At 64.5% G+C, this 14,659-nt stretch carries 12 protein-coding genes; 3 read left to right on the plus strand and 9 right to left on the minus strand.

The window, feature by feature from the left end; genetic code table 11:
- Positions 1 to 79 precede the first annotated feature (79 nt).
- The gene (locus tag YU3_RS0101350) at positions 80 to 871 is read right to left on the minus strand and encodes a 2OG-Fe(II) oxygenase (RefSeq protein WP_245273391.1); all 792 of its coding nucleotides are present in this window, start codon (positions 869 to 871) and stop codon (positions 80 to 82) included.
- Positions 872 to 972: 101 nt separating this feature from the next.
- On the opposite strand from YU3_RS0101350, the gene YU3_RS35815 reads away from it, so the two are divergent.
- A complete protein-coding gene (locus YU3_RS35815; protein WP_051333810.1) occupies positions 973 to 1,908 on the plus strand; it encodes a LysR substrate-binding domain-containing protein in 936 nt (311 codons plus the stop codon).
- 72 nt (positions 1,909 to 1,980) lie between these two features.
- On the opposite strand, the gene YU3_RS0101360 is transcribed toward YU3_RS35815, so the two are convergent.
- From YU3_RS0101360 to YU3_RS0101370, 3 genes are read right to left on the minus strand one after another with little or no spacing between them, the layout of a single operon-like run.
- Positions 1,981 to 3,129 (minus strand): efflux RND transporter periplasmic adaptor subunit, encoded by a 1,149-nt coding sequence (locus YU3_RS0101360; protein ID WP_027164542.1) that lies wholly within the window; start codon positions 3,127 to 3,129, stop codon positions 1,981 to 1,983.
- Between the two features lie 14 nt (positions 3,130 to 3,143).
- Entirely contained in the window at positions 3,144 to 6,344 is a 3,201-nt protein-coding gene (locus tag YU3_RS0101365; RefSeq protein WP_027164543.1) for a multidrug efflux RND transporter permease subunit, read from the minus strand.
- Positions 6,338 to 6,577: a hypothetical protein gene (locus YU3_RS0101370; RefSeq protein ID WP_027164544.1), complete on the minus strand. Its 240-nt coding sequence runs from the start codon at positions 6,575 to 6,577 to the stop codon at positions 6,338 to 6,340. Before YU3_RS0101370 ends, YU3_RS0101365 begins: the two co-directional genes overlap by 7 nt.
- Positions 6,578 to 6,824: 247 nt before the next feature.
- Here YU3_RS0101370 and YU3_RS0101375 point away from each other — a divergent pair, with 247 nt between their 5' ends.
- Positions 6,825 to 7,406: a TetR/AcrR family transcriptional regulator gene (locus YU3_RS0101375; RefSeq protein ID WP_027164545.1), complete on the plus strand. Its 582-nt coding sequence runs from the start codon at positions 6,825 to 6,827 to the stop codon at positions 7,404 to 7,406.
- A gap of 315 nt (positions 7,407 to 7,721) precedes the next feature.
- Here YU3_RS0101375 and YU3_RS0101380 read toward each other — a convergent pair whose 3' ends face one another.
- The 5 genes from YU3_RS0101380 to YU3_RS0101400 all read right to left on the minus strand — a co-directional run bounded on the left by YU3_RS0101380 (position 7,722) and on the right by YU3_RS0101400 (position 13,081).
- Positions 7,722 to 8,744: a LacI family DNA-binding transcriptional regulator gene (locus tag YU3_RS0101380; protein WP_027164546.1), complete on the minus strand. Its 1,023-nt coding sequence runs from the start codon at positions 8,742 to 8,744 to the stop codon at positions 7,722 to 7,724.
- Positions 8,745 to 8,803: 59 nt separating this feature from the next.
- Positions 8,804 to 9,598 carry an ATP-binding cassette domain-containing protein gene (locus YU3_RS0101385; RefSeq protein WP_027164547.1) on the minus strand — a complete coding sequence of 265 codons (795 nt, stop codon included), beginning with the start codon at positions 9,596 to 9,598 and terminating at the stop codon, positions 8,804 to 8,806.
- Between the two features lie 4 nt (positions 9,599 to 9,602).
- Positions 9,603 to 10,589 carry an ABC transporter permease gene (locus tag YU3_RS0101390; protein ID WP_027164548.1) on the minus strand — a complete coding sequence of 329 codons (987 nt, stop codon included), beginning with the start codon at positions 10,587 to 10,589 and terminating at the stop codon, positions 9,603 to 9,605.
- Between the two features lie 103 nt (positions 10,590 to 10,692).
- Positions 10,693 to 11,625, minus strand: coding sequence for a substrate-binding domain-containing protein (locus YU3_RS0101395; RefSeq protein ID WP_027164549.1), 933 nt, complete (start codon positions 11,623 to 11,625; stop codon positions 10,693 to 10,695).
- 298 nt (positions 11,626 to 11,923) lie between these two features.
- The gene (locus tag YU3_RS0101400; protein ID WP_027164550.1) at positions 11,924 to 13,081 is read right to left on the minus strand and encodes a fumarylacetoacetate hydrolase family protein; all 1,158 of its coding nucleotides are present in this window, start codon (positions 13,079 to 13,081) and stop codon (positions 11,924 to 11,926) included.
- A 202-nt stretch (positions 13,082 to 13,283) separates the two neighbouring features.
- Here YU3_RS0101400 and YU3_RS0101405 point away from each other — a divergent pair, with 202 nt between their 5' ends.
- The gene (locus YU3_RS0101405; RefSeq protein ID WP_027164551.1) at positions 13,284 to 14,567 is read left to right on the plus strand and encodes an FAD-dependent oxidoreductase; all 1,284 of its coding nucleotides are present in this window, start codon (positions 13,284 to 13,286) and stop codon (positions 14,565 to 14,567) included.
- The last annotated feature ends 92 nt before the right edge of the window (positions 14,568 to 14,659 follow it).

The raw sequence follows: 14,659 nt of genomic DNA on the forward strand, positions 1-14,659 counted from the left end.
GCGGACGTTTAGGTCCATGAGCACCGGAAGCGCAGAAAACGCCGGCAGATGGCCGCCAGAGTAGAATTTCCAAATAGTCTCAAGCCGCGCGGCCGTAGAAGCCGATCCGCTCCTCATCGGTGAACATCACGCCTGGCCGCTCGTAGTAGGAGAACACCGCGATCATGCGTTCGCGATTGCCCTCGACGGTGGTGACGCGGTGCGCGGTGTTCTTGCCGCGGAAGACGTTCAGCGTGCCGGCCTTCATGCGCAGGATTCTTGCGTCGGGATCGCGCCCTTCCAGCAACTGGGCCACGCCGTCATAGTTCGGATCATCGTCCGAACGCAGGTCGGTGCGGTATTCGAAGTCGCCGCCGATCTCGGGGGCCTGCAAAAGCAGGGTCGTGGTGAATTCCGAGCGGTCGAAATGCCAGTTGAGCGCTTCGCCGGCGCGGTAGCCCATGACATTGGCACGGGCGAGGGGATCCTGCATGACATGCAACTGCGGCTTGCCCATCGCCGCCGCCAGGAACCGCAGCAGCGGCGCGTATTCGTAGATCGAAAGCACGGTGCTGCCCGCAATCTGGTCGGCGCACACCGTATGGCTGATCGTCTCGACCTTGCGCAACGCCGGATGATCCGGCGAAAGCTCCGGGATCGACGGCTTGAAGTAGATGTTGTGCATGCGCTTGTGGACATGCGAGTTCGTGTCCATCACCGGCCGGATCTCGGCGACAACCCGTTCGGCAATGCCGGGGCGCAGGAAACCTTCCAAGTTGAACATGCCGTTCGCCGTGAGCGCGGCCTTGGACTCGTCTACCAGCCGCTGCCATTCAGGACTGCCTTCGCGGTTCAGTGGATAGCGGTCGAGGTCGAGAATGGTTTCGATCATAGCGTCCTCCGAAAATCTGAGACCACTACACGGCAAGGAAATCTTTGCCGCAACGCCGAAAATTGTTAGGCTCCCCTAAGAAAATCTTTCGAGGATAGAGCGTGGAAAAGCTTCCGCCGTTGAATGCGATGCGGGTCTTCGAGGTCGCGGCCCGCGCCGGCTCCTTCACGGTCGCTGCAGGCGAGCTCGGTGTCTCGTCGGCCGCGGTCAGCCAGCAGATCCGCAACCTGGAAGACTGGTTCGGCAAGCAGCTTTTCGTGCGCAACGGCAACCGCATCGCGCTGACCGATGCCGGCCACGCCATCTACCCGCAGACGGCGCATGCGCTGGGCGAGATCGCGGCGGTCGGCCGGCGCATGCTGGAAGGCGGTCTGCGGACGCGCCTTGTCGTCAGCGTGCCGTTCTCCCTGGCGGAGCTTTGGCTGGCGCCCAGGCTTGCGGTGCTGCTCGATGGTTTTCCTCAGATGGCGATCGATGTGCGCGTCGAGGACGATCCTGTTGACGTCGTCCGTCAGAACATCGATCTGCGCATCTCCTATGGCGATTACCATTATCCGGCGCTGAAAATGGTCCGCCTCGTCCATGACGAGGTGCTGCCGGTCGCCGCTCCTGAATTCTGGCAGCGTTACGGCAACGGAAATGCCAGCCTGGCCGATGTGCATGAGAGCCACTTCATCCACACCAACTGGGGTCCCAACTATGCCTCGCATCCGAGCTGGGCGGACTGGTTCGCGGCCGTCGGCGGCAACCGCGCTCCTGACCCCTCGCATGGCCGCCGCGTGGGTCTCTCCAGCTTGGCGATCGGCGCGGCGAGGTTGGGCTTGGGCATAGCGCTCGGCCAGCGGATCATGGCCGGCGCCGATCTCGAAGCAGGCCGGCTGATCGCCCTGTCATCCGTCTCGGTCCGCCTCGGCCAGCCCTATTGCGCCTTCATGCTGCCGGCCAAGGCTGAGCGCGCGGATATTGCCGGCCTGGTTGAACTGCTTGGACGCAATACCGGGAGCCTACGCCGCGAACCGGCGTCCGGAATTGCCTAGATCTGCTTAACAAAACGGCGCCCTCGACGTGGGTGTCGGGGGCGCCGTCGGACCGGAAACTGATGGGGGTTATCAGCTGGCCGGTTTCGGTTGCGGCAAGGGAGAAACCGGCATTCCGGGTCCGATCTTCTGCAAATTGCCCGTGATCACCTGGTCGTTCTCGGAGATGCCGGAGGTCACGGAAATCAGATCGCCGTCGGTCGGGCCGAGCGAGACCAGCTTCTGGTCGACGGTGTTGCCCTTGCCCAGCACGTAGAGGTACTTGCCGAGCTGGCTGGAACCCAGCGCCACCTGCGGCACCATCAGCGTGTTGGGCTGCTCCTTCACATGCAGCCGCACGCGCACATACTGTCCGGGCAGCAGCGTGAACTTGGCGTTGCCGATCGTGGCGCGCGCCGTGATGGTGCCGGTCGAATGGTCGATCGTGTTGTCGATGAAGGTGAGCTGGCCTTTCTGGCTGGGCTGGGTCTCGCCGGGCAGCAGCACGTCGACGGCGATCGGGCCGGCGGCCTTGGCCTGCTCGATCTGCACGAGGTCGGTCTCGCTCGGATTGAAGGTCACGTAGATCGGGTCGAGCTGCACCAAGGTGTTGAGCACCGTGCCGGCGACGCTGACCAGCGTGCCGACCGAGGCCTGGTTGCGGCCGATGCGGCCCGGGAACGGCGCCTTGATCTCGGCGTAACCGAGATTGAGCTCGGCCGTCCGCACCGCCGCCTGGTCGACGGCAAGGGCCGCTTGGGCCGTCCGCAGATTGCTGGTGCGCTGGTCGAAGCTGTCCTTGTCGAGGTAGCCGGCCTTGGCGAGGTCGGTGCCGCGGCCGAGATTGGACTTTGCATAGTCGAGCGTCGCGGCGTCGCGCTGCACCTGCGCCTTCGCCTGGTCGAGCGCGGCCTGGTAGTCCTCAGGCGCGATCCGGTAGAGCAGGTCGCCCTGTTTGACGTTGCTGCCGTCGGCCGCGGTCTGCTCCTGCAAATAGCCCGGCACGCGGGCCTGCAGCGTGATGCTGCGGATCGACTCCACCCGCGCGGCATAGTCGAGATAGATCGGCAGCGTCTTCTTGACGACGTTCACCACCGGCACCGGCATGACGAAGGCCGCCGGCGCGGGCGCGGCGCCCGCCGTGCCTCCGCTGAGGTTGCCCATGTCGAGCAAATGCACGCTTGCCACCGAGATTGCGCCGAGCGCAATGGCCGTTCCCAAAGCGATTTTCCATCTACGCATGTTGGTCTCCAATCCTATTCGGCCGCCTGGGCGAGCGGCTGAAGCGCCGGCTCGGCGGTCGGTTCAATTTCATCTGGCTGAGGGGCGTCATGATGCCCCTTGGCTGTTTCTTTCCCGCCGCGGCGCTCGCGCAACTGCTCGATCACCGCGTAGAAGACAGGCACGAAGACCAGCGACAGGATGGTCGCCGCCACCATGCCTCCGAAGACGGTTGTGCCGATCGACTGCCGGCTGGCCGCACCTGCGCCGGTCGCGAACATCAGCGGCAGCACGCCGAGGATGAAGGCGAAGGCCGTCATCAGGATCGGCCGCAGCCTCAGACGCGCCGCTTCCATCGACGCCTCGACGATGGTCAGGCCTTCCTCGCGCCGGCGTCTTGCGAACTCGACGATCAGGATCGCGTTCTTCGCCGCCAGGCCGATCAGCATGACGAAGCCGATCTGCGAGTAGACGTCGATCTGCATGCCTCGCAGCAGAAGCACCACGAAGGCGCCGAACAAGGCGAGCGGCACGGCGAGCAGCACCATGAAGGGCATCGCCCAGCTTTCATACTGCGCCGCCAGGATCAGGAAGACGAAGACGATCGCCAGCCCGAACACGACCGAGGCGATCGATCCGGCCTTGAGCTCCTGATAGGTGATGCCGGTCCATTCGTAGCCGAAGTCGCGCGGCAGCACGTTCGCCGCCGCCCGCTCCATGGCCGCCACCGCCTGTCCGGACGAGAAACCGGGAGCAGCGCCGCCATTGATCAGGGCCGAGGCATTGTTGTTGTAATGCGGCACGGTCTCGGGGCCGACGATCGGCACCAGCTTGCCCAGCGTGCTCAGCGGCACCATGCCGCCCGACGCGTTGCGCACATAGAGCCTGGAGATGTCGGTCGCGTCGGCGCGCGCGTCCTTGTCGGCCTGGATCGTCACGCGGAAAGTACGGCCGAACAGGTTGAAGTCGTTGACGTAGAGCGAGCCGAGATAGATCTGCAGCGTGTTGAAGACATCAGGCAGGTTGAGCCCGAGCAGCTTCGCCTTGCTGCGGTCGAGGTCGTAGTTGAACTGCGGCGTCGACGTCGAGAAGGACGAGAACAGCTGCTGCGGATTGAGCTCCGGCTGCTTGCGCGCCTCGGCGATCAGCGCCTGCGTGACGTCGTTCAGCGCAGCGCTTCCGCGCCCCGACAGATCCTCCACCTGGAATTCGAAACCACCGGTGGTGCCGATGCCCGGGATCGATGGCGGATCGAAGGAGAGCGCGAACGCGTCCGGCATCTGCATCAGCTTGCCGCGCACCTGCTCGACCAGTTTCGACGCGCTCTGCTCGGGGCCGCGTTCGTCCCAGGGTTTCAGGATGGCGAACTCGACCGCCGAATTCGACTGCGCGGCGCTGGTCAGGAAGTTGAGACCGCTGATCGAGCCGACGATGTCGACGCCGGGCGTGTTTTGCAGGATGTCGCGCGCCCTCTGCGCCACCGCGTCCGTGCGCTCCAGCGAGGCGCCGTCCGGCAGCTGGATGACGACGAAGAAATAGCCCTGGTCCTCCACGGGGAGGAAGGTCGAGGGCAACTTCTGCCAGACGAAGTAGGTGGCGACGAGGCCGGCCGCGAACAGGCCGAGCATCGCCCAGCGCAGCTTGATCAGGATGCGCACGCCATGGGCATAGGCATGCGACAGCCAGTCGAAGCCGGCGTTGAACCAGCGGAAGAGGACGAATTGCGTCTCGCCGCGATGGCGCAGGAAGGCCGCGCTCAGCGCCGGGGAGAGCGTCAGCGAATTGAAGGCGGAGATGCCGACGGAGATCGCGACCGTCAACGCGAACTGGTTATAGAGCCGGCCGGAGACGCCCGGGATGAAAGCGACGGGAACGAACACCGCCATCAGAACCGCGGTGGTGGCGATGATCGGCCCGGTCACTTCGGCCATCGCCGCGCGCGTCGCAGCCAGCGGCTTCAGCCCGGCCTCTAATTGTCGCTCGACATTCTCGACCACGACGATCGCGTCGTCGACGACAAGGCCGATCGCCAGCACCATGCCGAGCAGGGAGAGCATGTTGAGCGAGAAGCCCAGCATGTACATGACCGCCAGCGTCGCGATCAGCGAGACGGGAATGGCGATGGTCGGGATGATCGTGGTGCGCCAGCTCTGCAGGAAGATGAAGACCACCGCCACGACCAGCACCAGCGCTTCGCCGAGCGTGATCAGCACGTCATGCATCGAGGCCGACACGAAGCGCGTCGTGTCGTAATGCATGGCGTAGCTGACGCCCTTCGGGAAGCGTTGCGACAGTTCCTGCATCTTGTCCTTGACCCGCTGCTGCAGGTCGAGCGCATTGGAGCCGGGCATCTGGTAGACGGCGAGCACCACGGTCGGGTCCTTGCCGAAGAAGGCCGACGAGGAATATTGCAGCGCACCGAGTTCGATGCGGGCGACGTCGCGCAGCCTGACCAGCGAGCCATTCTGCGAGTTCGCACGCACGACGATGTCGCCGAATTCCTTCGGGTCGCTCAAGCGGCCGACGGCGTTGACCTGCATTTCGAAGGCGGTGCCGGCAGGCGCCGGCGACTGGCCGATCTTGCCCGCCGCCACCTGAACGTTCTGTTCGGCGATGGCGTTCTGGACGTCGACGGCGGTGATGCCGAGATTGGCGAGCTTGTCCGGGTCGAGCCAGACGCGCATCGAATAGCGGCGCTCGCCGAAGATCTGCACGTCGCCGACGCCGGGCAGGCGCTTCAGCGGATCGACCACCTGAAGATAGGCGAGGTTGCTCAGCGCCACCGGATCGACCGAGCCGTCCGGCGAGGTGAGGTCGACGATCAGCACGAAATTGGGATTCTGCTTCTTGATCGTCACGCCGCCCTGGTTGACGATGGCCGGCAGGGAGGATGCCGCTTGCGAGACGCGATTCTGCACGTCGACGGCCGCCGTGCTCAGCGGATAGCCGACATCGAAGGTGATTGTGATGGTCGAGGAGCCGTCATTCGAGCTCGTCGACGACATGTAGGTCATGCCTTGCACGCCGTTGATCTGCTGCTCGAGCGGCGTGGTGACCGTATCGGCCACGACCTGCGCGCTAGCGCCCGGATAATGGGCGCTGACCACGACCTGCGGCGGCGTGATGTCGGGGAATTGCGAGACCGGCAGCAGGAAATAGGCGATGGCGCCGGCGAGCACCATGATGATGGCGATCGCCGACGCGAAGATCGGGCGGTGGATGAAGAAATTTACCATGACGCGGATGCCTCGCCGAACGGTCTTGCCAAATGGCGCATGCGCCGGGCCCGGCCGGAGCCGGGGTCTTCCAGGAAGGTTAGCGGGATCTCGTCGTCCGGCGCCGGTTCGGCCGCGCGCGAGCGCAGCATCCGTTCGAAGGCCTTGGGATCGACCCCGTCCGCCTTCATCACCAGCCGGATCATCGGATCCCGGATGGCTTCGTCGATGGTCAGGTCTTTGCGCTTTTGCATAGGAGCAGCTCCTTGCTTGCGGCCCGCATCGGTTGATCACGGGCTGCTTTTTCGAATTCACCGGCCGAAGCCGCATGACAGGCAGGTTTTGTCCTATCTCATTCTGGCAGGGCCATCGGTGGGCCTTGTCGTTGACGGGGAATGATATAGGTGTTACCAGTAAGTAACATTCTGGAAGTTACAGACCGGTAACACCCTAGTCAAGAGGTGGCCCGGGTTTTTTTGGAAACGACGAAAGGAGAGCATGATGACTGACGGCGTTGCGGAGCGCTCCCGCCCGCGGGACCGTATCCTGGAGACGGCGCAGGACATGTTCCATAAGCACGGCATCAAGGGTGTAGGCGTCGACGCCATCACCGAGGCCGCCGGCACCAACAAGATGACGCTTTACCGTCATTTCGAGTCCAAGGACGAACTGGTCGTCGAATGCCTGCGCGCCACGGCGGCGAAGGCTTCAAGGATGTGGGACGAGTTCGAAGCCCAGCATCCCGGTGACAAGCTAGCCCAGCTGCATGCCTGGGTCCGCAAGGCCTCGGAACTGCTCAGCGCCGACAGCCGCGGCTGCGACATGGCCAATGCCGCCGTCGAGCTCACCGAGACCGATCATCCGGCCAGGCGCGTCATCAAGGAATTGAAGGAGGCCCAGCGCGAGAAGCTGGTTGCGCTTTGCCACGACGCCGGCATCGGTCAGGCGGAACTTCTCGCCGACACGCTGTCGCTGCTGCTTGAAGGCGCGCGTGTCTCCATGCAGAGCGTCGGCGCGGAAGGCCCGAGCGCGCAGTTCGTGCGCATGGCCGAAAGCCTGATCGCCTCTTTCCGGGCGCGCTGAGGGCGCCTGTCGCCCAAAAGTGCGAAGCGGTTTTGGGAACACGACAGGCGCAAAACAAAGCGCGCTCTCGGGTTTTCGTACCGGCAAAGAAAAAGCCCGCTGCCGGGAGGAGGTGGCAGCGGGCTCGATTTCGAATACGGCACGGGAGGAGGTGTACCGTACTCAGCGTCGGCATCACATCTGGGAGGAGGAGACGGCCGACACCCAGAGAAATACGGGTTGCCTAACGATTCGGCAATTGCGAAACGTGCATAGCTGCTGTGCAGAATCGCGGGATCAATCGTCAGACAAATCCGCGAAGCAGCCGCCCGCGCCTCACTGCACCGGCACATTTTCCTTGAAGATCAGCCGCGGCTCGATGAATTTCTTCGTCAGATAAGGCGCCGACGAGGCGATGGAGCCAAGCAGGCGGATCACCGACTGCTCGGCGATCAGCCGCGCATTTTGGTCGATGACGACGTCGGCGAGATCGTCGACGAGGTAGCGGCGCGTTTCCTTGGTCAGGTCATGGCAGATGAAGACGGGCTTCCTGAGCGGCCTGACCTCGAGCAATGCCTTGGCCACGCCGGAGCGTCCCGCGCCGACGCAGTAGATGCCGAGCAGGTCCGGTTCGTTGTGCAGCGCCTTGACGGTGGCCCTGTAGCTGGCGTCCGGATCGTCGTTGCTTTCGACTGCGCTTGAGACGGTGAGGTTGGGAAACTCTTCGCTGAGCACCGACCGAAAACCCATCTCGCGCTCCTCGTGGCCGCGATAGGAGCGCGAGCCGACCACCATCGCCAGATGTCCGGTGCGGCCGCCGAGGAAGCGGCCCATCAACAGCGCCGCCGTGCGGCCCGCCACCCGGTTGTCGATCCCGACATAGGCCGAGCGGGGCGCCGCGGGCACGTCCGAGATCAGCGTGACCAGCCTTATCCCGGCATCGACCAGCTCGCGCAGGATGTTGCGCGTGCGCGGGTGGTCGACGGCAATGACGCCGACGCCATTGGCCTTGAGCGACAGATTCTCCACCGCGCCCTGCAGCGCGCCCGACGAAATGCCGGCAAGGTTGTGGATGCGGCAGGAAGCGACCAAGGGCAGGCGCTGGGCATAATCCTCGATGTGATGGGCGAGATCGGCCATGAAGGCGTTGGACCCGATCGGCAGGAAGAATTCCAGATGCGCCGGCTTCGACGGCAGCACGACCTGGTCGAGTGTCGGCAGGTAGCCGAGCTGCTTGGCCGCCTCCATCACACGCTGCCGGTTGGCCGCGCTTGCGCCCGGACGGTTGTTGAGCACCCGGTCGACGGTCGCGGTCGACAGGCCGCAGCTCCTGGCGATGTCGGCTACGGTGGCTTTCATGGGTCCAGTCATAGGATGGGATGCGGGCCACTGTCAGGCCAAATCAAGGTCAGGCCAAATCAGCCGTGCTGCTGCCGGCCGTCGGCGATCGCGTCACGGATTTCCTTGTCCGACATGCCGGTGATGACGCGCTCGACCTCGGCGACGGTGGTCTTTTTCGGATCGATGTCGTCGGCCACCACCTTGCCGCGGCGCATCACCACGATGCGGTCGACCACCTGGAAGACGTGATGGATGTTGTGTGCGATGAAGATGCAGGAATGGCCGGAATCGCGGGCGCTGCGCACGAAGCTCAGCACGCCTTGCGTTTCGGCGACGCCGAGATTGTTGGTCGGCTCGTCGAGGATGATCAGATCGCTGTCGAAATGCATGGCGCGCGCGATCGCCACCGCTTGCCGTTCGCCGCCCGACAGCGAGCCGATCGGCGTCGTAGGCGGGATGTTCTTGGTGATGCCGACCTGCCGCAGGAGGTCGCGCGCCACCGAGTTCATCGCGTCCTGGTCCATGCGGTTGAGGAAGCGCGGCGATTTGATCGGCTCGCGCCCGAGGAACAGGTTGCGCGCGATCGAAAGCTGCGTGACCAGCGCCGAGTCCTGGTAGATGGTCTCGATGCCATGCGCGATGGCGTCGCTGGTGTTGCGCAGCGAAACCTTCTTGCCGCGGATGAAGATGTCGCCGCTGGTCAGCGGCACCGCGCCCGACAGCACCTTGATCAACGTCGACTTGCCGGCGCCGTTGTCGCCGAGCAGGCCGACGATCTCCTTTTCGTTGACATGGAAGTTGGCGTCCACCAGCGCCTGCACGCGCCCGTAGGACTTGCGGATATTTTCCATGCGGATCAGCGGTTCGGCCATAGTTTCACGTCCCTGCCTGGTGCCGGCGCTCGAGCCATGAATGCAGCGCCATCATGCCGAGGATGATCGCGCCGATGAAGATGTTGTAGGCAAGGCCCGGCACGCCGATCAGCACGATGCCGTTGCGCATGACGCGCAGGATCAGGATGCCGAGCACCGTGCCGATGATGGTGCCGCGCCCGCCGGTCAGCGCCGTGCCGCCGATCACCACCATGGCGATGACCTCGAGCTCGTAGCCGGTGCCGCTGTTGGGGTTGGCCGCGGACGTGCGCAGCGACGAGATCACGCCGGCCAGCGACGCCATCACCGCCGACAGGATGAACAGGCCGACTTTGACGCGGCTGACGTTGACGCCGCGCGCACGCGCCGCATTCGGATTGCCCCCCGCAGCCTGGATCCAGTTGCCGGTGCGGCTCTGCGTCAGCACGTAGCCCAGCGCGATCGCAGCACCGATGAACCAGAACAGCGAGGCATAGACACGGAATGGCCCGACATAGAAATCGCCGACCAGCATGTTCGCCAGCCAGCTGCCTTCGGCGCTCCAGGTCCGCTGCGGAAAGCCGTCGGTGATGAACAAAGCCGTGCCGCGCACGACCAGCAGCATGCCGAGCGTGACCAGGAAGGACGGGATCTTGAGCTGAGTGACGAACCAGCCATTGACCAGCCCGATGAAGGCAGCAACCACCAGCGCGACCAGCAGGCCCAATTCCAGCGAGGTGACGCCGCTGTTGTAGAGCGTCCACATCAGCACGGGCGAGAAGCCGAACAGCGAGCCGACCGAGAGGTCGAATTCGCCCGATGTCATCAGCAGCGTCATCGCCAGCGCTATCAGGCCGAGCTCGACGGTGAAGGCCAGGATGTTGGAGATGTTCTGCGGCGACAGGAAATCGGGATTGATGCCCCAGAAGACGGCCAGCTCGACAATGAGCAGCACCAGCGGACCGAATTCCGCTCGCGCGATCAGGCGTTGGATGAGGGAACGGTTTTCCATTGAATCCGCGACATGAGGGCCGGCCTGCCTGTGGAGGCAGGCGCGGCGGGACAAGAAAAAGGCGGTCGCGACCGGTGAGGCCGCGACCGTTTGAGTTCAGGGATTACTTGCCGGACAGGATCTTGTCGTAGACGCCGGCGGTATCCTTTTCATAGAGCGCGCCGGTGATGACGTTGAAGCCCGGAGGGATGCCGCTGGCGGCCATGTTGGCCATCGACAGCGCGATATAGCTGGTCGCCTGCGGATCCTGCCACTGGCCGGCATTGACGTAGCCGTTCAGCACTTCCTGCGTGGTGTCGAGCGAGTTGCCCCAGCCGACGACCGGGATTTCGCCCGGCTTGACGCCAGCCTGGTCGAACACCCGCTTGATCGAGCCGGTGACGAGATCGCCGAGGCCGATGATCGCCTTCACCTTGCCCTTGTGCGCGGTGAGGTAGTCGACCATGCGGTTGATCGCTTCGGCCTGGTCGAGCGTCGCCTCGGTCACCTCATAGGTGATGCCGGCCGGCTCGAACACGCTCTTGATGCCTTCCTCTTCCTGCACGCCATAGGTGGCGCCAGGGATCTCGACCGGCATCCAGACGAAGTCGCCCTTCTTCACCAGGCCCTTGTCGACCAGGTACTGCGCCCAATGCTTGCCGAAGGTGACGTTGTCGCCGCCGACATAGGCGTTGAAGTCGGCCTTCGGATCTGGCGTGTTGAAGTTGATGATCGGGATGTTGGCTGCGCGGGCTTCCTTGACGATCTCGACCAGGCTGCCCGGATCGGGGCTGGTGGTGACGATGCCGTCGGCCTTGGCCGAGATGGCGGCGCGAACGGCCTCCTGCTGCGACGCGACATCGCCATTGTGGAACGAGGTGTTGACCTTGCTGCCTGTGTCGGTCGCCCATTGCTTGGCGCCGGCCAGGAAGTAGGTCCAGACCGGATCGGCCGGGCCGCCATGCGAAATCCAGTAGAATGTCTTGGCCTCGGCCATCGCCGGAATGGCAATGGCCGCGATCAAGCCAAGCACGAGTAGTCTTAGCCGCGAAAGCATTCGATTTCCTCCCATGTTGAAACTCTCCTCCTGGATCAAGCGCGACGCGGCCGTGGACCGCATCTCCTGCCAGCGCTGACCGGAACGTCTAGAGCATTCTCTTTTTCGGGCGGTGGCAAGCCTCCATCGCCAATGGACGTTGGCACAGGCGCTCACGCCATCAGCAATCCCATCAGATTGCATCAGTTGGGTTATATATTCGCGAGCGAGTTGTTTCCTCCTCGGTGAGGCGGTTGCGAGACGTGCGGGACAGAGGGGAACGCCAGCGCGCTCGTTCTGTATCGCTGCGTTTTTCCCGCTAGATCAAATCCGCCTTGGCTAGGTCGCGCATGAGGCGGCTGGCGCCGTAGGTCCAGTGCGGACAATCCGGCGACAGCCGCACGCGGTTGGTGAGCGCGCCGAGCTTTTCCGACGAGATGGTGACGATGTCGCCGACCTTATGGGTAAAGCCCTTGCCCTTCTCGCCGCGATCCTTCGAAGGCACGAACATGGTGCCGAGATAGAGCGCCAGCCCGTCCGGATACTGGTGGTGCGGCCCCATCGCCGCCTTGACCAGCTCTTCCGGCGAGCGGCTGATTTCCGCCATCGAGCTCGCGCCCTCCAGCGAGAAGCCATCCTCGCCCTCGACGCTGAGCCGCACCGTGGCGCGCTTTACGTCGGCGATGGAAAAAGTCGCGTCGAACAGCCGGATGAACGGTCCGAGCGCGGCCGAGGCGTTGTTGTCCTTGGCTTTGCCGAGCAGCAGCGCCGAACGTCCCTCGACATCGCGCAGATTGACGTCGTTGCCGAGCGTCGCGCCGACGATGCGGCCCGAGCTGTCGGCGATCATGGCGATCTCCGGCTCCGGATTGTTCCAGGTGGAGACGGGATGCAGGCCGACATCGGCGCCGAAGCCGACCGAGGCCATCGGCTGGCATTTGGTGAAGATCTCGGCGTCCGGGCCGATGCCCACTTCCAGATATTGCGACCAGGCGCCGCGCGAAATCAGCTTGGCCTTGATCTCCATCGCTTCGGGCGAGCCGGGCTTGAGCTTCGACAAATCACGGCCAATCAGCCCGGCGATGTCGGCGCGGATGGCGTCTGCCTTTTCCGCCGAGCCGCGCGCCTGCTCCTCGATGACGCGCTCCAGCAGGCTGACCACGAAGGTGACGCCGGATGCCTTCACCGCCTGCAGGTCGACGGGCGAGAGCAGGATCGGCTTCTTGGCGTCGCGCTTGGCCTCGAAGCTGTTCGCCGCGATGTCGGCGAGCGCGCCGATCGCCTTGCCCTTGGCGGAACGCAGATAGTCGGCCGCATCCGTCAACTCGCAAAGGTCGCGCACGGTGGGCGCCGCGCCCGAGGTGATGTCGATCACCTGGCCATCGCGCACCGTGACCACCAGCGGATGGGAAGCCTCGCTGGTCCTGGCGCGGCCGACGAAAATTCCGTCGGCGGGCAGGCGGGTCGGATCGGTCATGATGTCGTTTCCTCTCGTTTTTCGCGCGCGGCACTTTCCCCGCATTTTGCTCAAACGTCTATCCCGTTGATGACATCTGTCGTGGGGCCAGGGCAGGTGCCGTCTTTCACGCCGTCGCCGTCTGGCCCAAGTGAAACGCTCTTTCAAGTTCATGAAATCGGCAATAGAATTTTCACGAAGCGTCGAACGCCGTAGGTGATCCTTGCCCGCAGCCTTTTCCGATCCTGTCTGGCGGAAGCCCAACGCCGCAGCGGCCTTCCAGTCCGAACTCTCAGCCAGCGGCATGCTCGACGCGGTGATCGTCGGCGGCGGTATCATGGGGCTGTCGACCGCCCTGCATGCGGCGCGCGCCGGTCTTTCCGTTCAGGTGCTTGACACCGGCGCGATCGGGCAGGGCGCTTCGGGCCTCAACGGCGGCCAGGTCATCCCCGGCCTGAAATACGATCCGGAATGGCTGACCGAACATTTCGGCAAGGAGCGCGGCGAGGCGCTGGTCGAGTTCGCCGCCTCGACGGCGGACGCCGTGTTCGATGTCATCCGCGTCGAGAAGCTCGCGGTGCCGTTCACGCGCAACGGCTGGATCCAGGCCGCGCACACCGAGACCGCTTTGACCGCGGCAGCGAACCGGGACCGACAATGGCGCTCGCGCGGCGCCGATGTCGAACTGCTCGACCGGGCCGGCATCGCCGCGATGACCGGCGCCAGGGGCTATCTCGGAGGCTGGCTCGACCGCCGCGCCGGGGTCATCGATCCGCTGTCCTACACGCTCGAGCTCGCCCGCGTCGCCTCGGCCGCCGGCGCCGGCATCGCCGAGCAGCAAAGAGTGGTGAAGCTTCGCAGGGAGACTGGCGTCTGGCGGGTTTCGACCCAAGGCGGCGCCGAATTGCGCGCCAAGTCGGTCGTGCTCGCCACCAATGCCTACACGGACGGCCTGCTGCCCGGTCTCGCGCAGACCATCGTGCCGCTGCATTCCTTCCAGATCGCCACCGCACCGCTGCCGGCTGACCTTGCCGCGAGCATCCTGCCCGGCGGCCAAGCCGTTTCCGATTCGCGCCGCATCCTGGTCTACTACCGCCGGAGTCCCGACGGCCGGATGGTGCTGGGCGGCCGAGGCCGCATGGCGCTGCCGTCAAGCGCCGCGGATTGGGCACATTGCGAACGCGCGCTCATTCGCCTCTATCCGGCACTTGCCGGCGTCGCCATCGAAAAGCGCTGGTTCGGCCGCGTGGCGCTGACGCCGGACCACTTGCCGCATCTGCATGAGCCGGAACAGGGGCTGCTCGCCGCCGTCGGCTGCCAGGGCAGGGGCGTCGGACTGATGAGCGCGCTGGGCAAGCGCATGGCGAGCTACCTCGCGAGCGGCGATGCCAGGCAATTGCCGTTCCCGCTGTCGCCGATCAAGCCGATCCCGTTCCACGCTTTCCGCCAGGTCGGCGTCGCCGCGACCATCGCCTGGTACCGGATGCTCGACGCATTCGAGCGTTGACGCCGAGCGCGTGCAGCGCACAAGCGATTCAGCTTGACAGTTTCATGAATATGAAAAAGCATTAGCCGATTTCAAAAATCGGTGGACAGCCG

The sequence above is a fragment of the Mesorhizobium sp. WSM3224 genome (assembly GCF_000427725.1).
Taxonomy (GTDB): domain Bacteria; phylum Pseudomonadota; class Alphaproteobacteria; order Rhizobiales; family Rhizobiaceae; genus Mesorhizobium.

Bases quoted from the DNA above. Each gene is read 5' to 3' on its own strand.
- YU3_RS0101375 (WP_027164545.1), top strand. From the start codon at position 6,825: ATGACTGACGGCGTTGCGGAGCGCTCCCGCCCGCGGGACCGTATCCTG.
- YU3_RS0101385 (WP_027164547.1), bottom strand. From the start codon at position 9,598: ATGGCCGAACCGCTGATCCGCATGGAAAATATCCGCAAGTCCTACGGG.
- YU3_RS0101395 (WP_027164549.1), bottom strand. From the start codon at position 11,625: ATGCTTTCGCGGCTAAGACTACTCGTGCTTGGCTTGATCGCGGCCATT.
- YU3_RS0101400 (WP_027164550.1), bottom strand. From the start codon at position 13,081: ATGACCGATCCGACCCGCCTGCCCGCCGACGGAATTTTCGTCGGCCGC.
- YU3_RS0101360 (WP_027164542.1), bottom strand. From the start codon at position 3,129: ATGCGTAGATGGAAAATCGCTTTGGGAACGGCCATTGCGCTCGGCGCA.
- YU3_RS0101350 (WP_245273391.1), bottom strand. From the start codon at position 871: ATGATCGAAACCATTCTCGACCTCGACCGCTATCCACTGAACCGCGAA.
- YU3_RS0101380 (WP_027164546.1), bottom strand. From the start codon at position 8,744: ATGAAAGCCACCGTAGCCGACATCGCCAGGAGCTGCGGCCTGTCGACC.
- YU3_RS0101370 (WP_027164544.1), bottom strand. From the start codon at position 6,577: ATGCAAAAGCGCAAAGACCTGACCATCGACGAAGCCATCCGGGATCCG.
- YU3_RS0101365 (WP_027164543.1), bottom strand. From the start codon at position 6,344: ATGGTAAATTTCTTCATCCACCGCCCGATCTTCGCGTCGGCGATCGCC.
- YU3_RS0101390 (WP_027164548.1), bottom strand. From the start codon at position 10,589: ATGGAAAACCGTTCCCTCATCCAACGCCTGATCGCGCGAGCGGAATTC.